This is a genomic window from Nocardia ignorata NBRC 108230 (assembly GCF_001612905.1).
In the GTDB taxonomy this organism is placed as follows: Bacteria; Actinomycetota; Actinomycetes; order Mycobacteriales; family Mycobacteriaceae; genus Nocardia; species Nocardia ignorata.
Window position 1 is genome coordinate 82798 of sequence record NZ_BDBI01000034.1, and the last position, 21628, is coordinate 104425.

Consider the following 21628-nt stretch of genomic DNA (forward strand, 5'->3'; position numbering starts at 1 on the left):
CCGAGGTGAGAATCAGCGAATACGCGTCTGTCTCGGTAGCCGACGACCAACTCACCGCAGCCGACCTCGTCCGCCTCCGAGCACTTCAAGATCGGCGCCGCTTCAGTGTGGAACAGTCCCGCACCGGTTGGCGCCTCACAGCCCGCGCAACGGTCGGTGTCCTCAACCTGGACCGGATACGTCTGGTGATCGATCCGAAGCTCACGTTCACGGGTGAATCCCTCATCCGGTGGCTGTGCTACGCCTTGGCGGCGCCGGTCCCCCACGACGCGACCGCACGCGAATGGTCCGTCTCCCGGACAGGTTTTGCCGATATCGTCGCCGCCGCACTGCTGCACGAATGCCGCATCCTGGCCCGCGACGGCCTGCGCCGCGATTACGTCCGCACCCAGCAACTCGCCCCGGTACTGCGCGGCCGGTTCGATGCCGTCAGCCAGGCGACCCGACGCTACGGCATGCTCGACCAACTCCACCTCGACACCTTCGACCGCAGCCCAACCATCTGGGAGAACGAAGTCTGCGGCCATGCCCTCCGCGCCGCCCGGGCCATGGTCTCCGATCCCGTACTGGCCCAACGCCTGTCCGTACTCGCAGCCGAGTTCCCCGCGTCCGGAAGGGTTTCCGGTGCCGTCCGCGCCCTGAACCGAGCCACCTACACTCGACTCAACCGGCGCTACCGCCCAGCCCACGTCTGGGCCGGTCTGGTCCTGCGCGCGGGCGGCGTCACCGATCTACTCACCGACGTGGGTTCGACCGCTGAAAGCCTCCTCCTCGACCTCCCCACCCTGTGGGAAACCGCAGTCGCCCGCATTCTCGCCGACGCCGCCCCACCCGGCGCCACCACGGCAACGGCCACCAAGATCACGGTCACCGGCGACATCTCCACCCGTACCTTCCGCCCCGACGTGGTCGTCACCTTCCGTCCCACCACAGCGCCCCACTATTTTCCCGTCGACGCGAAATACAAACGCTACGAAGGCAATTCCGTCTCCGCAGATGACACCCACCAACTTCTCACCTACATCAGCGGCTACTCCCCGACCGACACCCCAGAAGCCGCCATCATCCACCCGGCCACCCACCGACACTCCCACCGAACCCTGCGCATCCGCGGCAACAACCGCCACCTCGGCACAATCCACACCATCGGCATCGACGTCGACCGATCCCCCGCCTCGAGCGCAGCCTGGCTCCGAAGCGAGCTGTGGGGCCCGGAAAGCAGTCAGCACACTGCTTCGTAGCGCCGTCGCGGTGGCCGCGATCCCATCCGATCCCGCTTCGGCACCGCCGAGCCGCCGGGCATCAGCCACAAGTTCGCCGACCAAGCCAACGCCACAGTCGCAGTCGGCAGCCCCTCACCCTGCGAACCATCGCTGTCAGCGCCGGTTGGAAGGACGGTTGGGATCGGGTAGTCGAAGTGACACAAGGCATCTCGAACGATGAGTTGAAGCGAACCCTGCGACCTGCCCACCACTGACCTGCACCGAAGGTCAGCGGTCAAGGCGCGGGCGGCAACCAGCGCTGCGCCTGATCCCGAGTGACCTCGCTCACGTCGACATGCCAGAGCTTGTTCTCCCCGTCCCAGCGTGCGTGGAGCTGCCTTTTCGCCTCATCTTTATCGGCGAAGGGAACGCTCAGGTAGAGCCGACCGTTCAGGATCACTCCCGGCTCGGGTCGCTGCATCGAGGGCGAGCCATTCGCTCGGACCGTCGGCGCGGCTTCGACACGGTCCGATGCCGGGGCATACATGTTTCGCGCCGCCCGGTCCTTACGGGCACGGTCGATCACTCTGTTGACACGTTCGCACGACGCCGGGTCGGTGAAGCGCATCATCAGGTCCGTCGGTCCCAAGTTGGCGAGCAGATTGAGCGAACCGTGCCACAGTACGGAGCCGTCGATGATGAGAACCTTCTCGTGCATCCGCTCACGGAAATCGACCTCGCAGCCGACAGTTCGCAATTCGCCGATCAGCGCGCGGTGACGATTTGCAGCTCTGTCGTCTCGCTGTTCGTCGGTGCCCCTCGTGGATACGACGACGCGAATGCCCGCCCGAATTCGTTCGTCGAGCAGTTTCGACCACTTTCGTACGGGCTCGGGATCCAGAAACGGGCAGTAGATCTCGATGCTTCGCGCTGCGCGGGCGATGTCCCATGCCACGGCCTTCGGTACTTCGTCCGCAGGGAAGAAGGCGGGGCGGCTCAGTTCTTCCCCGGAAAGTTCGGACAGCTGGGCCGCGTCACGTATCGGCACGAACTGATCGGCCGACAGCACCTGCGCATGTGCCTCGAGATAGTCGATCATCGCGCCTGCCTCACTACGTGGCGGCAGATGCCTTCTCAGATGCTCGAGATCGGCGACAACGATCAGATGGTCCTGTGCGCGGCTGAGTGCCACATTGAGCAGCCTGCATGTCTGCGAAGACAGCCCCGTCTCGCGGTAGAAGTAGCCGAGATCCTTGCCCGCGCCCACCGCGGTATCGAAGATGACCGCCGGACGCTGGCTGCCCTGGAATCGATGGATGGTGTCGACCAAACCCTCGTATTCGGCGCCGAAGCGATACTTCAAACTTCCTTGTAGTGCTTTGACCTGCGCGCGATACGGTGCGATGACGGCGAGGCGGTCGACAGCTTGTGCACCTGCGGGTATCTCCGCGGCCTGCCACTTCCGCCCAGGAAGTACCCCTTCGTACTGCAACCCGCGGATCAATTCGTGCACGACCGCCTCGTTGACGGTGTTCGCCTTGTTGTCGGGGCCGGGTATTCGCTGCCGGGAGGTGTCGATGAGCAGCATGGCCGTATCGACCAGGGAGTTGGCAGGGATACTGCTTCCGTCGCCTCGCCCGGTTTTCAAGGGCGCATCGGGGTAAGCGACCGCATCTACGAGCGCACAGATCGGCTGACGCATTCGATATTGGGTATCCAGCGCGACCAGCCGATCATCTTCGCGCACCGTACCCGAGTCGTCTACCAATTCGGCTGCCCGGAACGGGTCGCGAGCGCACCACTTCCGTGAGTGCGCACGATCGGTATCGGTGGCCTTCGAGTCTCCCGCACCCTTCGTCACGGCCGGCAGCTGCCGGAAATCACCAGCGATCACGATTCTCTTTTGTGCGAGTCCGGCCACGAGCCATGCCGAAGGCAGATCGACCATTCCTGCTTCATCGATGACAACGACGTCCACTCGTTCCAGCAGCGCGCGTGACTGCACCGCTTTGGCCACCGTCGTTCCCATGACCCGGCATCGGCGACGGACTGTCCGCCGAATATCGTCGCGCTCTCGACGAAGCCCCTCGACTTCGGTACGCAGTTGTTCTGTGTGCCGTTGCAATGCTGGGAGGGGTGCCACCCCACGCAGTTTCGGCTCCAGCACAGCGAGCTCCCTGTGCACGGCTTTGATGGTCTCGGCGGCCGCGGTCGCGCGTGCTTTGGCGTTGTGAGCATCGCGCGCGGCTTGCTGTCTCCGCCCCTCCACGTCCGCACACTGACGACGAAGTCTCTCCACTCGCGCTGCCTGACGGTTGGCGAACAACCCGCTGGGGCTTCCGACGCGCGCGAGCGCACTCTGCAGCGTGTCGACTTCGAGACGTGCTTGATCAATCGCTCGTTCTGCCTCGGATTGCGCTGCGGCGGCCGTCGCGGAATCTTCGCGTGCCTGGGCGAGGCTTTCCCGCCAAGCCGCTTCAGTGGTGTAGAGCTGGACTTCATCCTGGGCCTTCGCCAACGCTGCCGACATCTCATCGAACTGCGCGTCCAGATCTGCGGCTACCCGGACAGTGATCTGCTCGATATCGATCGATGAGCCAAACCGCTCGCGCAACGTCTTGGACTCGATATCGCCACCGCGCTGAACCATCCCATCGGCGAATCCCGGTTCGTCGACGAGCAAGTCACAGATTCTTTCCAGCGCTTGGTCGACGGCAACCCTGGTCGGCGCGAGAAAGAGAACATTGTGCCCCTGCCGGAAGTTGCCTTCGACAATATGCCCGACGACGTCGGTCTTTCCGGTACCAGGCGGCCCCCACAGAAAGGTCACCTCGCTCGACAGCGCATGCGCGACCGCGGTCCGTTGCCGCGCGTTCAATCGCAGCGTTTCCCAGTTCGAAACCCAACGGGCGGGGTCGCTCTCATAGCCGAGGTGAGGCCGTCCCAGCCCGAGGACCCAGCCGGCGGAGTCCACGCGAATCTTCTCGTCCGCCGCCACCGATTCGATGCGCTGCGCCAGTACCGTCAAGATCGCCGAATCATCCTTGCGCAACTGCAGATTCGAGGTTCTTCCCGCGATCGGGCGGGAGACGACCACCCGCACCTTCCCATCCGGAAAACGCGACACTTCCGCGGGAGTCCACGGGTCGCTCGACCGCGATGGACGCACCAGAACAGGGCTGCCGTCCAGCGACACATCCCACTTCTTACAGGCGTACAGGTATTCGACGCGGTCGACAGAGGAGGAGACCAACACGCCACTCGACAGCGAAATCTTCGGCGAGTCACCCCCGTCGGAACGAAGTTCGGCCGCGATCTCGAGCCGAACAGCGTCGAGTAGTTCGGAAATCGGGTAAGGCCTAATGGTTCCACTCACGCTTCACCCCCGAAGTATGCGCTCACCCCGCCAGCTCGGGCCCCGACCCCAATACACTACTCCGACAACCTTTTTCGGGCGGTCACTACTCGCGAATGCGTCGCTGTTGCGCGCGCTCGGTAGGTGCGTCAGCCGATCCCGATTTCTCGTATCTCCGTGGCGAGTTCGATCACCCGACGGTCCTGTTCGCCGTAGCGAACAGCCATCTGCGTATGAAGGCCAGCCAAGCGTGCGCGCGCTGCCTTCCTATCGCCACCGTTCGCGTCACAGCGCGCCAGCTGACGCTGACAGCGCATCACTTGATCATCGTAGGGCCCGAGTTCGGAGGTCAGATCGTCGATCAGCGCGCGGTAGAACGCTGATGCCGCGCTGTAGTCGCGCTGGTCGAATCGCAGAGCCGCGAGTTGTTCCCTGGCCTCGATCACGTCCGCATCACGCGAACCGAACAGCGGTACAGCGGCTTCGACGATCGTTTCGAACTCGGTGACGACAGTTTCGAGCATGCTGACGTCGAACCGGTCATGCGCCCGCTCGACGGCTTGCCGCAGCTCAGCCCGAGTGAGGCCAACAGCAGCAGCACGTGTCTCAGACCCCGGCTCGACACAGGGTATGTCGATGGCGGTCGAGCCGGGCATTCCGGCTCCCCCTCCCTTACCGACCGCGAGTGCGTAGAGCACGGTAGGGCTGGGCAGGTCGTCGACTTCTGGCAGTATGCCCAGGTCGGCGGCGTGCTCGAGCAGCACCGCATGCACCGCGGCCGCGTCGGCCGGGCGTTGCGCGGGCGACTTGGCGAGCATGTCGGCGATCAGATCGGCAACGACGTCGGGCACGTCGGGCCTGACGTTCCGGATGTCCGGCGAGGGTAGGTGGATCTGGTTCTGCCACACCACGAACGGCGTTGCTCCTGTCATTACCGGCTGACCGGACAGCAATTCGTGCAGGACCAGTCCGAGCGCGTAGATGTCGGTTTGCGGTACCACCGGTTTGCCCTCGACCTGTTCGGGTGCCATGAATGCGGGCGTACCGAGGGTGTGCCCGGTACTTGTGTAGCGGGTCATGTCGGCGTCGAGCGCGACGGCGAGGCCGAAGTCGAGGACCTTCACCGTGGCATCCGCACACAGCATCAAATTCGAAGGCTTCAGATCACGGTGATAGATCCGATGACGGTGTGCCGCGGCCAGTACCGCGGCGGTCTGCGCGCCGAGCGCTGCGACCACCCCGACCGGCAGCGGTCCGTGCCGGAGCAGTAGAGCTGCGAATGTGACGCCGTCGACGTACTCCATCACCAGGTAGGGCCGCCCAGGGTTGCCCGCCGCCATGCCTGCGTCGTAGATCGTAGGCAACCCGGGATGACGTATCCGCGCCATCAGCTCGGCCTCTCGAAGGAAGCGCTTGGCCCACCCCGGGTCGTTGTCGAGGGAGGGCCGGGTGAACTTCACGGCGATACGTCGCTTCAGATGGCGGTCGAAACCCTCGTACACAAGCCCCATGCCGCCTGCCCCGATCTCACCGATGAGCTCGTAGCGCCCTCCCACAACCTGCGGCTGCACCGCCCACCTCCGTGCACTCGGTGTGGATGCGCGCATGCCGCGCCCACCTGTCGATCTTCCCACGCACGGCTTCGTCGACACGAGCGCCGAATGAACGCAAAGCAATCAGGACAATTCAATTGACAATGCTTTCACTTTACTCTATGGTTTACATGATCCACTACTACTTCACCGAGGAACATCCCATGCGCATCGCTCGTATCTTCTCGACCATGCTCGCTGTCGGCGCCACGGCCGCCGCACTGTCCGCCACCGCACCCGCTGCGATCGCTGCACCGAGTACCGGCTCAGCCGGTGGCTCCTCCAGCAGCGACTGCGGTGGACGGTCAGCGGCCGACCGCGTCTTCCTGCGCGAATCCGACTTCGACGAGAAGAGCTGCAGCGTCCAGGATTCGGCGATTCGCCTCGCTCTTTCCGAGTGCCGCTGGCTCGATACGCACGGCGGCTCGGCGAGCAACCAGATCGAACTCGCCGAGAGCACCCGGGACACGCTGGACTACCCCTACACCTTCCTCGACGCCGCGATTACGGCCTACTGCCCGCACCACTCTCTCTGATCTACCCGGTCGGCCCGCTCGGCCTCGGGGAGGTTCGGAGCAAGCTAGTGTTGCTATTCGGAAATAGGGCTGTGGCGGCGGTGAACTGCCGATACGACGAGACAGGACTGCGCACATATGGACGAGGGTCGGTGGACGACTGTCACCGAGTCGAGTTTCGAGCATGAGCGCCGGGGGCTGGAAGCTATCCGGACGCAGTTGCCGAATGTCGATCCGTGGTTTGCCTGGTCGAACTTCACGTTCACCGCCGATACCGGGCATGTGCGTGAGGTCGATCTGCTGGTGATCGCCCCCAACGGGGTGCTCATGGTCGAGCTCAAGGACTGGCGGGGCCGACTCACCTCCGAGGGCAGCGACTGGATCAGGACCAACGATCGCGGCGACCGACGAGTGATTCGGAGCCCACTACATCTGGTCACCCAAAAGAGCCGTGAGCTGGCCGGGCTGCTCAATCACCAGAAGGTCAACGTTTTCGTCGGGGCGGCGGTATGCCTGACCCACCCGGACATGCGTTTCGACCTGCTCCCCGGCGATCGTGCGAACACCCACACCGTCGCCGAGCTGATCGCTCGGCTCAACGCAGCTCCGCGAGACATCAAGCACCTCATCGATTTCCAGCGCGCTAAGGCGATCAAAAAGGGGCTGGAAAAGGTAGGCATCCGACGCAGCAACGCCGAGTTCGTTGTCGGCCCTTACGAACTCGAACGCAAGCCCCTCGACGCCGGTCCGACCTGGCAGGACTATCTGGCCCGCCACACCGAGCTGCGGGAGCCCGTTCGCGTCCGCATCTATCTCCGCGCCCGCGGAGCGGATGAACAGGCACGCAAGTCGGTGGATGCCACCGCCCGCCGCGAAGCATCCGTTCTGCGTCGGTTCCGGCACCCCGGGGTCGTGCAGCTCGAGCATTTCGACCCGTCCGCGCACAGCGCCGGACCCGCGCTCATCTTCCGCTATCACCCCGAAACCCTGCATCTGGACGAGTACCTCGCCAATCACGGCGCGGTACTGAGCCTCGGCGACCGCGTCAAGCTGGTCCGGCAGCTCGCGGAGACCTTGCGGTCGGCGCATTCTGCCCGTCTCTATCACCGTGGCCTTGCTGCGCGGTCGGTCCACGTCGTCCCTCGTCGGGGTGCGAACGATGCCGAGCGGTGGCGCGAACCATTGCTCCAGATCTCGGATTGGCAGGTAGCGACACAACGTTCCGCGGGCACCGCCCTGTCCATGACGCGGCACGCCCCGACCTTGCTGTCGGCGCACCACCTGTCCAGCGGTTCGGACGCCTATCTCGCACCGGAGGTGAGCGCCCCGGCGCCCGATCCCATCGCGATGGACGTCTACGGCCTGGGCATGCTCACCTATCTCCTGGTCACCGGCAAGGCTCCGACTTCGACGCAGGCCGAGCTCCTGGCCCGATTCGAAGCGGGCGAAGAACTTCGACCGAGCGCCGTGGTCGATGATCTGCCGGAGGATCTGGACCTGCTCGTCGCCGCGTCGGCCGAATACCGACCGACGCGCCGTTTCAGTTCGATCGCCGAGTTCATCGAAATCCTCGAAAGCGTCGAACACCAATTGACGACCCCGCTCGAGGAAGAACCGAAAACACCCGATCTCGACCCGCTCGAAGCCGGTCCCGACGATATGCTGGCCGACCGCTGGCTGGTTCGCCGCCGCCTCGGCACCGGGTCCACGAGCCGTGCTCTCCTCGTTCGCGATCTGGAAGCCGACGCCGACAAGCGCAAGAACCACGTGGTGCTCAAGGTCGCGCTGTCCGATGACCGCGACGAGGTACTGACGCGCGAGGCGAGCGTGCTGCGCGGGCTGCGCAGGCATTCGGGCATCATCGACCTCGTCGACCCCGGCGTGACGACCCTCGCCGGCCGCACCACGCTGGTCTTGGAATACGTCGGCGACGAGCTGAGTCTGGAAGGCGATTCCAAGACCAGGCGACGTACCGAGGAGACTGTCGCCCGCGAACTCCGCGACAACGGCCGCTTGCAGGTGGGCCGCCTCGAAACCTACAGCGACTACCTGTTCGCGGCCCTCGATTTCCTCGAGGGTGAAGGCGTCTGGCATCGGGACCTGAAGCCGGACAACATCGCGATTCGCGTGCGTCCCAACCGCACTCGCGAGCTGGTTCTCATCGACTTCTCGCTGGCGGGCTACCCGGTGCAGAACACCGACGCCGGTACCGAGGGCTACCTCGACCCATTCATCGGCACACTGCTGCGGGGTGTCTACGACGCTCACGCCGAGCGATACGCCTTGGCGGTCACCCTGCATGAGATGGCGTCCGGCGAATTGCCGCGGTGGGGCGACGGCAGCGTGCTGCCACGGCAGCTGGATCCGGTCGAGTTCCCGTATCCCGAGGTTGCCGCCGATGCGTTCGATCCGTCGGTGCGCGACGGTTTAGTCGAGTTCTTCCGCAAGGCGCTGCATCGCGATACGGCTCAACGCTTTTCGGATCTGAAGCCGATGCGCGACGCGTGGCGCAAGATCTTCCTCGACATGACCAGGTCCGTACCGTCACGGCCGCTGAGCTCGCATCCCGCTCCGGTGGTCGATACGAATGAGGAGTCGCCGGAGGACCAGCGGCGCCAGATCGCCGAGCAGGCGACCCTCGACACTCACCTGTCCCAGGCCGGTGTCACCGCGGCAACCGAGCAGTTCCTCTACGGCCTCGGCGTCAATACGGTCGGCGAGTTCCTCGACTACGGTCGCGGCAAGCTGATCAACGCACCCGGCCTGGGTGCCCGTTCCCGCCGCGAAATCCAGGACCGTCTGAAGCAGTGGGGACGCCGACTCGGCAAAGAGGAGCCCACTCCTCTTGCCTCCGAGGTTCGTAAGGAGGCGAAGGCCGAAATCACCGCGGCCGGAACCGATCTCAGCAGCGGGTTATTGAGCACCCTCAGCTTGGACGCGTTGGCTGCCGGTTTCGTCCCTGAGCGCCGGGCCGCCAACGCCAACAAAGTGGACGCGATCACTCGGCTGCTCCGCATCCCCGGCGCGGGCGACCTTCCCGAGCTGGATGCCTGGCCGACACAGGCCGCAGTCGCCGAAACATTGAATCTGACCTCGGGTCGTGTAGCGCAGCTGCTGAAAAGCCAACGCACTCAATGGAAAAAGGACCCCGCCGTTCAGGCTCTGCGTGAACAGGTTCTCGAACTGCTGGAGAGCCTGGGCAGGGTGGCGTCGGCAACCGAACTCGCCGACGCTCTCATCGCCCGGCGCGGCACCCGACTGCACGAGCGTTCACAACGCCGGGCGCTGGGGTTGGCCGCGGTGCGCGTAGTGGTCGAGGTGGAGCAGCTCGCGCCCGAAGAGGCCGCGATCTACGTCGCCCAGAAGCGTGACTCCGGCGCGAACCCTGTCGTGGTGTTGGCCCTCGAAGCTGACGAGGACAATGCCTTCGACGCTCCTGCTGCGCCCGCGCTGGCTCAGTACGCACTGAAACTCGGCAAGACCGCTGACGCGCTGGCCGACCAGGAAACCCTGCCGACCGCGACCACCGTTCTGGACCGGCTCGGGGCGATCGAGCCGCCTGCGGGCACTTTCGCCTTGGACGAACGGCGCCTGGTGCAGGTGGCCGTCGGTGCGTCCCGCAATGCGGCTGTCACTCCCCGCCTGGAGATCTACCCGCGTGATCTGCCGTTGGTTCGTGCCGTCCGACTGACTCAGGCAGGCCTGGTCACCCTCACGCCCGGAATGCCGCTGCAAGACCAGCCCGGCCTTCGCGCGCAGACCGTCTTCGAACGCATCCTTGCCCGGTTCCCTGAGCTGTCGATCGCAGGCAGCAACGTGGATCTGCCGACTGCTGACCTCACAAAAGCGTTGCGGGACGCGGGCTTCGGACTGGTTGTGGCGACGCACCCGACGTCGCGGACCCAGCGCTACCTCCCGGAGATCGCCGAGCAGAACTCGAGCTACACCGCTCACACCCCGCGCTGGACCACCGCCGTCAGTTCCCATGCCGCTGGTCGATATTCCGACGACCCCAACCTTGCCAAGGCCGCCCGGGCCGAAGAACTGCTTGTTGGTGCGTCGGTGCGGGACGGGTTCCGGGTGCTCACCGCGACGATCATGCGCAACGACGATGAGGACTGTCCCAATGCGGCGGCAGAGTTGCGAGACCGCTTCTCGGCTCGCCCGATGTCGGTGACCGCCCTGTTCCTGGCCACCATGCACGAGCTTCTTCCAAAGGGTAAGAATCCGACCTGGGACACCATTCTGCGCGCGGACGTCGCCCCGCCGGGATCGAAGGCCGCCATGAAGTTCTCCGAATACGCGATCAGCGCGTGGAACCGTATCGGACCGGAGATCGAGGCGAATATCGCAGGTAACGGCCCACTGCTACTCACCGACACCCTGGTGTTCGCCCGCTACAACGCGATGGGTTTGCTCGGCCGCTTGGCCGAGCAGGCGCGCCGCGGCAAGGGCGGCCTGTGGTTGCTGTGCCCACAAGCCGACCCGATGCGTCCCCCGCACCTAGGTGCCGTGGCCGTGCCGTACCAATCCGCTCTCAACGAGTGGATCCAATTGCCCGCTTCGTGGATCAACAACCACCACCGCGCCAAGCCTCAGACCGACTCAGGAGTCTCCGCATGATCGACCGCGCCGCCTTGCTCTCCGACCTGAAGACGCAGGTCACCGCGGCGGAGGCCGACCTCAATTCCCAGCTGCGCGTCCTGCCCGAGGTGAAGGCCCGCCTGCACGACGAGTGGGCCCACGCTCGCAAACTCAACCGCACCGCCGCGACCGAAACCTCCTGGCTCGACGAACGCATCACCCAGGTCGCCGTGGCCTGGGTCCTCGGCACCGTCTTCGTCCGCTTCTGCGAAGACAACGAACTCATCCCCGAGCCCTACCTCACCGGCCCCACCGACGACCGCCGCGAACTCGCCCACGCCCGCTACGACGCCTACGTCGAAACCGACCCCGACCCCACTTATCGCGGTTGGCTCATGCGCGCCTTCGCCGAACTCGGCGCAGGCCAAGCGGGCAAACTCCTCTTCGACCCTAACCACAACGCCCTCTACCAGATCCCCCTCTCCCACGACGGCGCCCGCGACCTCATCGAATTCTGGCGAACCCGCGACGAACACGGCACCCTCGTCCACAACTTCACCGACCCCCTCGACGAAGACGGCATCAACGGCTGGGACACCCGCTTCCTCGGCGACATCTACCAAGACCTCTCCGAAGACATCCGCAAAAACTACGCCCTCCTCCAAACCCCCGAATTCGTCGAAGAATTCATCCTCGACCGCACACTTGAACCCGCCATCCGCGAATTCGGATACGAGGAATTAAAACTCATCGACCCGACCTGCGGATCAGGGCACTTCGTCCTTGGTGCGTTCAAGCGGTTAAACCAGCGCTGGGCCGATACACAGCCGACGAAGGACCGACACGAACGAGTCCAAGCCGCACTAAATTCCGTTCACGGCGTCGACCTCAACCCTTTTGCCATCGCCATCGCACGCTTTCGACTGCTCGTTTCAGCGATGGCCGCAGCTAACGTCCGAACCCTCGCTGCCGCTGCCAACTACGAGTGGCCTATCAAGCTTGCTGTTGGAGACTCGCTAATCAAGGCAAGACAACTCGAACTCAGTCTTGACAGTGACAGCAGTGACCCACTCTCAGAATTCTCATACGCCACCGAGGATGTGCAGGAATATCCCGGAATACTTGATTCGGGGCAGTATCACGTGGTCGTAGGAAATCCTCCATATATCACGGTGAAAGACAAAAACCTCAACGAGATCTATCGCACCCTCTACTCCGCGTGCGGAGGAACCTATGCCCTCTCCGTCCCGTTTGCCCAGAAGTTCTTTGAGCTTGCTGTTTCAGGATCAATTGACGGGGCAGGGTATGGTCGCGTAGGGCAAATCACAGCCAACTCGTTCATGAAGCGCGAGTTCGGCACAAAACTGATTGAAGAGTTTTTCGGTCACTCCGTGGAACTCACGGAGGTTATCGATACCTCTGGCGCATACATTCCTGGCCATGGCACACCAACTGTCATCCTGGTCGGTACTCGCCGCTCAGGGAAGTATCGTGGCACCACCATTCGGACTGCACGAAGCGTACAGGGCGAGCCGAAGGCACCGGAACGGCCCGAGGAGGGCTACGTTTGGCGTGCGATTGTCGACCAGATCGACAAGCCAGGGTCGTCAAGCGCTTGGATGTCAGTCGATGACCTCGATAGAGGTCGCTACTTCGGAAGACAGCCGTGGGTTCTTGCTGACGGAGGTCTCGAACTCGTAGAGCAACTCGAGCCCGCCGACGTAACTCGAATGCGGCAGGTGATCGCACCTCCAATCGGGCGGGCTATCCGTGCAGGAGCGGACGAAGCCTACGTCAGACCTCTGCGGGACTCTTTTCGGACAAGCGTGGATACCGCGGCGTTGCGGCCTTTGGTCACCGGGGATATCGTCCGCGATTGGAACGCGCCAACTGCGGAACGAATCTTCTTTCCCTACGGCGACGAAGCAGCCCGCATCGATGTAGAGCTGTGGCCCTTGCGACGAATGCTCGAGGTTCGACGGACCTTTCATGGCGACATGGCCGCCGCCGGGCTTCAGTGGTGGCAGTACATGCAGTACACGCCATCTGCATACCGCACACCGCTCTCGATAACCTTTGCCTTCGTGGCAACGCACAACCATTTCGTGCTGGACCGGGGCGGGAAGGTGTTCAAGCAGTCCGCGCCGGTGATCAAGTTGCCGGAGGGGGCGAGCGAGGAGGAGCATCTGCGGCTGCTCGGGCTGCTCAACAGCTCCACCGCCTGCTTCTGGCTCAAGATGGTGAGTCACAACAAGGGTAGCACCGTTGATTCAAAGGGCGCACGGCAATCTAGGGTTCCCTTCGATGACTTCTACGAGTTCACTGGGACCAAACTCGAACAGTTCCCGTTGCCGGAAATCTACCCCACAAGACTGGCAACCCAGCTCGATAAGCTCGCCCAGGAAATGCAGGTCAGCTCGCCCATGGAGGCAGTGTCTGCACATGTTCCAACGATCTCTCTCATGCGTAGCCAGCGAGAAAAATGGGAGGCCACCCGAGCTATGATGACGGCTACCCAGGAGGAATTGGACTGGCAGGTGTACTCGATCTACGGGCTGATTTCTGAACCTCCAATAGCCACTGATGGCACTTATCCTCCAATTTCTTTCGGTGAACGCGCCTTCGAAATAGTTCTGGCACGTAAGGCCGCTCGTGGCGAAGCCCCTGATGACTGGTTCACTCGACATAATGTCGCGCCAGTAACAGAGATACCCAAACACTGGCCCGACTCATACAAACAACTTGTCAAGCAGCGGATCGCGATCATTGAATCCAACCGCGCGATAGGCATGATCGAACGTCCGGAGTACAAGCGACGCTGGGCGACAGAGGGTTGGGATGCGCTGCAGGAGACTGCGCTTCGCGCCTGGCTTCTCGACCGTATGGAGACCCGCCAGTTGTGGTTCGGCGACAGCGATCAACCACAGATGCTCACACTTTCCAGGCTGACGGATCGGTTGGCTGCAGATGATGACTTCGTGTCCGTCGCTGGGCTCTATGCACCACGCACGGATCTCGCCAAGGTCGTCGCCGAGCTGATCACCGATCAGCACGTCCCGTTCGTATCAGCCCTGCGCTACAAGCCGTCAGGCCTGAAGAAGCGCAAGGACTGGGAACACGTGTGGGACATGCAGCGCCAAGAAGACGCCATGCCCGACGGCGCCGCCAAGAACGACTTCCGGAAGACCATCCCCGTCCCACCGAAGTACACCTCCGCCGACTTCCTGCGCACCTCCTACTGGCAGGCCCGCGGCAAACTCGACGTACCCAAGGAACGCTTCATCTCCTACGGCTCCACCAACACAGCCACCCCCGAGCTCTACGGCTGGGCAGGCTGGGACCACCGCGAACAAGCCATGGCCATCGCCATCTACCTCGCCGAGCACAACCTCTCCACCGAGGAGATCACCCCGTTCCTCGCGGGCTTGCTCGAACTGCAGCCATGGCTCGACCAGTGGCACAACGAAATCGACCCGAACTTCGGCATCGCCCCCGCAGCTTTCCTCGCGGGCGATCGACGCGACCGGCAGAGCGAGCACGGCCTGACCGACGACGATCTGCGGAACTGGCGACCGCAACCGGCGACCCGCGGCCGTCGCACCACAACGAAGCGCACCACCAAGAAAGCTGAAGCAGCACAGGGGGATAACTGATGGACCAGCGCCCACTTCTGCGCGATCTCATCGACATCAAGGAGCACATCGCCGGTTCGGACTATGTGCTCGCGCTCGCCGATGCGGTTACCGAGGCAGGTTCGACCAAGGCGGTCAAGGACTATGTGGTGACGGAGCGTCTGCTCGAGAATTTCGATGAAGCACTCGGGCTGATCAAGTCGGCTCTCGACGGGAACACATCCAAGCCCGCTTTCCTGCACGGCTCGTTCGGTGCCGGTAAGTCGCACTTCATGGCAGTGCTCTACGCACTGCTTTCCGGCAACCCGGCGGCACGGTCCCGCAGTGAGTTCGATCCGATTCTCACCAAGCACGAGTGGTTGCTGTCGGGCGGCAAGAAGTTCCTGATGGTGCCGTACCACATGATCGACGCCAAGGCGATGGAGCAGCGCGTTCTCGGCGGCTACGTCGAGTTCGTTCGCAAGCGCCATCCCGAAGCGATCATTCCGCCGGTGTACCGCACAGACGCGCTGTTCACCAACCTGCGCTCGCTGCGCACCACGATGGGTGAGGAGGCATTCCTCGGCGCCCTCAACCGCGACCAGACCGACGATGGCGACGACGAATGGGGCGATTCCGAAGCCTTCTGGACCACGCAAAAGCTCGACACCGCACTGTCGGCATTCGAGGCAGAGGACGGTAGCGGCCTCAACCTGGTAAATCCGACCACCCCGCCCGAGCTGCGGGCCAAGCTGGTTCACGACGCGGGCACCACTCTGTTGCCCGGGTTCACCGATCAAGCCGCCGAAGACGAGTCCGGTTTCATTTCCCTCGACAAGGGTCTCAGCGTCATCGCCTCGCACGCGAAGTCGCTCGGCTACGACGGCATCATCCTGTTCCTCGACGAGCTGATCCTGTGGCTGGCCAGCCTCATCCACGACGAGAAGCGTGTGGCACGCGAAGCCAGCAAGATCACCAACTTCCGCGAGGGTGGCGACGCTCGGCGCGATATCCCGATCATCTCGTTCATCGCCCGCCAGCGCGACCTGCGTGAACTGGTCGGTGAGGAACTCGCCGGCGCCGCGGAATCGGCGATCCAGGACGCGCTCAACCACGCATCCGGCCGGTTCGATCTGATCAGCCTCGAAGACCGCAACCTGCCGCAGATCGCACACGCCCGCCTGCTCAAGCCGCGCGACGACGCTGCGGCCGCCCAGGTCGAGGCTGCATTCGAGAAGACCAGGAAGCTCGGCCCGAAGGTGTGGGACACGCTGCTCGGTTCCGACGAGTCAACCACCGGCGCCGACGAGGCCTCGTTCCGGTTGAGCTACCCGTTCTCCCCCGCTTTCCTCGACACGCTCGTCCACATCTCTGCGGCCCTGCAGCGTTCCCGCACCGGTCTGAAGCTGATGGGCCAGCTCCTCGCCGATCACCGCAACGAACTGCGCCTGGGCGACCTGGTCCCGCTGGGTGATCTCTACGAGCAACTCACCCGCGGTGGTGACCGCCCGTTCGTCGCCGACAAGAAGGTGCTTTTCGACGCCGCCGACAAGCTGTACAAAACTCGGCTGCGCCCGTACCTCCTCAGCACGTGCGAGGTCACCGAGGACGACGTCGACGCCTACATCAACCGGCGCGACACCATCACCGACGCGAAGCTCCTCGGCAACTGCAAGAAGTTCGTCGGCCAGAACCGCCTCGCCTGCACCGTGCTGCTGGCTGCCCTCGCACCCAGCGTTCCTGCCCTGCGGGACTTGACCATTCGGCGGCTCGGCGCACTCAACTACGGCTCGATCACCACCATGATCCCCGGCCGGGAAGAGGGCGTGATCAAGGATATGGTCGGCGAGTGGGCTGGTCGTTTCCCTGAGATCAAGTTGACCGGCACCGACACCAATCCCGGTGTGCGCTTGGAACTCTCCGGTGTCGACGTGGAATCGGTGATCGCCAACGCGCAGGTCAACGACAATCCGCCCAACCGGCTCGCCCTCGCCCATGATCTCCTGGCCGAGGAATTCGGTCTCGACCGCGCCAACGGCCGCTTCGGTGCCGATGAACTGCGCTTCGTCTGGCGTGGCTCCAACCGCACCGCGGAAGTCGTGTTCGGCAACGTCAGCGACGAAGACGCACTGCCGAACCACGAGCTCCAGCCCGCCGATCCGGCGCACTGGCGCATCGTCATCGACCTGCCGTACGACGAAGGCACCCACACACCGATCGAAGATGCCGATCGCATCCGACGCCTCAAAGAAGAACAGGGCGGCAATCATCCCAACACCGTCGCCTGGTTGCCCACACACCTGACCAAACCGCGGTGGGAAGACTTCCGGCGCCTGCTGGTGATCACCAAGGCCCTCGCCGATCCGTACCGGTTCGACACCCAGTACGCCCAGCACCTCAACCCGGACAACCGCGCCAGCGCCAAACAACTGCTCGAATCTCAGCGCGAGGTCCTGCGTCAACGCGTGCTCGCCACCTTCAAGCAGGCCTACGGCCTGGCCGAACGCAAACCCGAGGACGTCACAAGCGACTTGGGCGAGTTGTTCCACCCGCTGCCCGATATCGACGGCCTCACCGTGTCGATCGGCCAGTCGCTACACGACGCGATCCGCAATCTCGCAGGCAAGCTCCTCGCGCACCAGTACCCCGAGCACCCGAACCTCGACCCCGACGGCAGCGGCATAGCGGTGAAGCCAACTGATGCCAAAGTCGTTCTCGCACAGGTGAAGGGCGCAGCCGAAGCTCGCGACGGGCGTTTCGAAGTGCCCGCCAAAGAACGCGCACTGATGCGTCGCATCGCCGAGCCCCTCGGCCTCGGCCAGCAGAAGGAAGCCTATTTCGAACTGTTCAAGCGATGGGCCGACCACTTCCGTCGCGAGGCGCAGAACGCAGGCAGCACCGGCGATCTGTCGGTCATCTCGCTCAGCGATTGGATCGACCGGCCGCAACCTCGCGGCTTGGAGGCACATATCGCGAACCTTGTGATCGCTTCGTTCGCCGAGATGGACGACCGGATCTGGGTACGCGGCGGTGTACCCATCGACACGCCGGAACTGACCAAGATCCAGCCTGGCGATGCGCTGCGTCGGCAACCGCTGCCCAGCGAGGCAGACTTCGATGCCGCACGCAATCGGTTCGAAGTCATCTTCGGCGACAAAGCACCCACCCTGCTTCGTGGTGGGCCGGTGCAGCAATTCGCTCGGCAAATCAACGCTGCTGCAACGAGATACCACGACTCGGCGGCACGGCTCGTCGAACAGTTGGAGAAGCACGCCGAATTCCTGCAGCTCGATGACAGTGTGGCCGGTGAACGCCTTGCCCTCGCGCGTCGGTCGTTGGAGTTGCTCTCGACTCTTGCGGCAGTCGGCACCGGCGGATCGGCAGGTGCGAAGAAGGCGGTAGAGGCCCTTGCTCACTTCGACCTGGACGGAGTGAACGCGGATCGGTACGCAACCTCGATCAAGACAGCCGACCAAGTGACATCGGCTCTGACACACACCGCGTGGAGAAACCTCGAGCAGGCCGAATTGCTTGGCCCCGAAGGCAAATCCTTGCTTGATTCGTTGCGCACGACCGCTCGCGCCGATCAGCGGTCGGGCAATCTCGCCGACGCGCTGCGCACCACCGACCGACAGGTCACGGAGCTGACGACCCGGAGACTGCGCGAAGAATCGCTGCGACGACAGCAGACAGAAGCATCAAACGCACCTGCCACGACGGTCCAGGTGGTCGCGCCACAACCGACACCCAACGAAGTCGACCTGACGACCGAGACCAGCGTTCCGCCGATCGACCCTTCCAAACCACGCACCGTGAACCGCTCCGGCAAGTACACGACGACTGCGAGCGCAGCCGCAGCCACCGTCTCCGAGCAGCTCGCGGGGTTGGCGGAGATCGAGCCCACCGCGCGTATCGAAATCTCCTGGCGGATCGTCCCATGACAACCACAACCGAAGCCACTGCACTGCGCATGTCGAGAGCCACTGTTGCCCAGTACCTTTCGTCGCACAAACGGCTGCAATCCGACCTGACGACACCCGGCGCACCGGTCATACTGCTACTGAGGGCCGAACCTGAATGGGATACGGACCCTGCCCTTTCCCTCGCTGACGGCCGTTCCGCGCGAGTGTCAGTGGCCGCCTCACCGCTCGCGGTGCACGAAACGGTGTTGGCTCATGCCCGCGAGATCTCTCCCGACCCGCGCGTCCTCGTCGTGCTCACCGATGTCGAAGAACACGACCTGGACCCAGCGATCCTGGCTCGAACCCACCGAGGACGTGTCCACGCCGTCGACCGATGGGACATCGTCCGCGAATCGTTCGGCGCCACGGCCATCGACCCGCGGCTCAAGCGTGCGGGGTGGGCGTGCGAGGCACTGCTCGACGCCGCGGGCGCCCAAGGCTGGCCCGCCTCGATGGCTGGTCGTGTCCTGTCGCGTGTCGCGGCCCTGACCGCGCTGACAGGTCGACGACTGCGCATCCACTCCGGTGCCGATCGCATCGACCCGATCGCGCTGCTCGAATGGACCCAGCACCCGGGGGCGCCCCAACTGCTGCTCGATCTCCGGGCTCCCGAACGGGACGGCCTCATCGAGTTCCTCAGCGAGCCGGAGCAATCCGGTGCGACCGGCACGGCGGTCAGCGCCCTCACCAAGGCTGGGCACGGGCCTGAGGCACTTGCGTACGGACTTGTCTGTGCGGCACTCTGGCAGCACGCCACCCCTGGCAACGCCGTGTATCAGGCACGGGGACGCGTCGAGCGTTGGCTCGGCGAGCACCCCCCGGTCCAGGGCGAGGCCCTCGACCGCCTGCTGGCGACCTTCGGACGAACCTGCGAGGACTATGTTCGCAACCTGCTGGTGAAAGCCCGGGTCGCGGATGATCTTCACGATGAAGCAGGCGACGAAGCCCTCGCCGCCCACAAGATCGCCAAAACCGTCCTCGCACAGGCTGATCTGTTGGTGCGGCAGTTCGGCGCGGGCGAAGCCGCCGCCCAGAGCCCCATCCTCACGGCCGGATTGGAAGCCAGGTTCACCGCAGCGGGGCAGGCGCTCGGTCGTCGTAATCGCGAAGAGATCGACCGAGCCGTGAACGCCTTGCGTGAACACGACCTCGCCGCGGATCACCGCGTCCGCATCACCCGGGTACGGATGGCTCAGCGGCTCGCCCGGTGGCTGGACACCGACCCCGACCCCACCGTCGACGGTAGCGTGGCCGCGGCTCTCAACCGCCAGATGCACAGCACCGCCTGGGCCGACCGGGCACTCGACTATCTCGACGCCGGTGGCGACGACGATCCCGCCTTGCGTGTCGCGTACGAATCCATCGCGACCCGAGCCCGGACCGTCCGCCGCGAGTTCGACCGTGAATTCGCCAAAAACCTTGCGGTGTGGACCGAATCGGGGACACCACCGGGCTCGTTGCTCACCGTGGAATCCTTCCTCCACCGGGTGGTTCGACCGCTGGCCGCCACGCATCGCGTATTGCTGATCGTCGTCGACGGTATGAGCGCCTCCATCGCCACCGAACTGGCCGGTGAACTGCGTACCACCTTCGCCGAACACGACCCCCTGCCCGATGGTGAGCCCCGCCGTCGCTGCATGGCCGCGGCACTGCCCAGCCTGACCGCCGTCTCGCGCACCTCGCTGTTCGCGGGCAAACTCATGAAGGGCGACCAGAAGACCGAGCAGCGGCTGTTCCCCGCGCACTCCTTCTGGGGAGCCAAACGCGCCGCCGTCTTCCACAAGAACGACCTGCGCAGCAAGCCCGGTGAGCGCTTCGGCGCCGACCTCAATGCAGCCCTGGAAGACCCGGATTGTCATGTCGCCGTCGTCCTCAACACCATCGACGACCGCTTGGCCAAGGAGGCCAAACTCGACGACTCCGGTTGGGAATCTCGCGAGATCGGCGACCTTCGAGCGCTCGCATCAGCGGCGACTGCCCGGGGCATGGTCGTGCTGATCACCAGCGATCACGGGCATGTCATCGACCGGCACGGTAAGACGATCGCGGCCACCGGCGTCGAATCCGCACGGCATCGCGTGCCCGCTGCCGAGTTCGATCGACGCACCGACACCGAGATTCTGTTGCACGGACCACGGGTCGTCTGGCCGGAGCCCGGTGCCTCGATTGTCGCGTTGTGGGACAACGACTCCCGGTACACGGCTCAGAAAGCCGGATATCACGGCGGGGCGGCGCTGGCCGAGATCACCATCCCGGTTCTAGCTTTCCTCCCGTATGGCGCCGACCGTCCGGCCGGCTGGCTCGAACTCGGCGATCAACGTCCCGCGTGGTGGCGCGACGACACCGATCCGCTGCCCACACCGCCCCCACCAGCCGCGGTGAAAAAGGCAGCCAAGCGCCTGGCGAATCGGATCGCCGAGGAATCTGCCGCGCAGATCACCCTCGACATCCCGCTGCCCGCCGCCGAACCGCTCTCCCGCCCCGCGAATCCGGCCGCGGATCTTGTCGCCGACCTTCTCGCGTCGGAGGTATTCGCGGCGCAGTTGGAACAATTGGCCCGTAAACCGGCCAATTCGAAGCTGGAGAAGGCGATCCGCGCACTCCTGGACGGTCCGCAGTCCACCACCGCGCTGGCTCAACGTGTCGGCGACCCACCGTCACGCGCCAACGGCTTCGCCGCGATCCTCGGACAGCTACTGAATGTCGATGGCGTTCAGGTCCTCGAGATCCTGGCCGACGGTCGAACATTGCGCCTCAATATCGGGCGCCTGCGAGCGCAATTCGGCCTGGCATGATCGCACTACGCC

At 64.2% G+C, this 21628-nt stretch carries 8 protein-coding genes; 6 read left to right on the forward strand and 2 right to left on the reverse strand.

Annotated elements, in window-relative coordinates; translation table 11 throughout:
* Positions 1–5 precede the first annotated feature (5 nt).
* The gene (locus NI2_RS26635) at positions 6–1241 is read left to right on the forward strand and encodes an McrC family protein (protein WP_208115416.1); all 1236 of its coding nucleotides are present in this window, start codon (positions 6–8) and stop codon (positions 1239–1241) included.
* 256 nt (positions 1242–1497) lie between these two features.
* On the opposite strand, the gene NI2_RS33280 is transcribed toward NI2_RS26635, so the two are convergent.
* Together NI2_RS33280 and NI2_RS26645 are read right to left on the reverse strand one after the other, a co-directional pair.
* The gene (locus NI2_RS33280) at positions 1498–4578 is read right to left on the reverse strand and encodes an AAA domain-containing protein (RefSeq protein ID WP_084476845.1); all 3081 of its coding nucleotides are present in this window, start codon (positions 4576–4578) and stop codon (positions 1498–1500) included.
* 128 nt (positions 4579–4706) lie between these two features.
* Positions 4707–6128, reverse strand: coding sequence for a serine/threonine-protein kinase (locus tag NI2_RS26645; RefSeq protein ID WP_067496120.1), 1422 nt, complete (start codon positions 6126–6128; stop codon positions 4707–4709).
* A 143-nt stretch (positions 6129–6271) separates the two neighbouring features.
* Between NI2_RS26645 and NI2_RS26650 the strand changes: the two genes are divergently transcribed.
* The 5 genes from NI2_RS26650 to pglZ all read left to right on the forward strand — a co-directional run bounded on the left by NI2_RS26650 (position 6272) and on the right by pglZ (position 21616).
* Positions 6272–6685: a DUF732 domain-containing protein gene (locus NI2_RS26650; protein WP_067496123.1), complete on the forward strand. Its 414-nt coding sequence runs from the start codon at positions 6272–6274 to the stop codon at positions 6683–6685.
* Between the two features lie 117 nt (positions 6686–6802).
* On the forward strand, positions 6803–11287 hold the full coding sequence (gene pglW, locus NI2_RS26655) for a BREX system serine/threonine kinase PglW (protein ID WP_067496126.1): 4485 nt from the start codon (positions 6803–6805) through the stop codon (positions 11285–11287).
* Complete coding sequence (pglX, locus tag NI2_RS26660) at positions 11284–14901, forward strand: BREX-2 system adenine-specific DNA-methyltransferase PglX (RefSeq protein WP_067496129.1); 3618 nt, start codon at positions 11284–11286, stop codon at positions 14899–14901. Before pglW ends, pglX begins: the two co-directional genes overlap by 4 nt.
* On the forward strand, positions 14901–18800 hold the full coding sequence (gene pglY / locus NI2_RS26665; protein ID WP_067496132.1) for a BREX-2 system ATPase PglY: 3900 nt from the start codon (positions 14901–14903) through the stop codon (positions 18798–18800). The genes pglX and pglY overlap by 1 nt, the downstream gene beginning before the upstream one ends.
* Positions 18801–18829: 29 nt before the next feature.
* A complete protein-coding gene (gene pglZ / locus NI2_RS26670; RefSeq protein ID WP_255284039.1) occupies positions 18830–21616 on the forward strand; it encodes a BREX-2 system phosphatase PglZ in 2787 nt (928 codons plus the stop codon).
* Positions 21617–21628 lie beyond the last annotated feature (12 nt).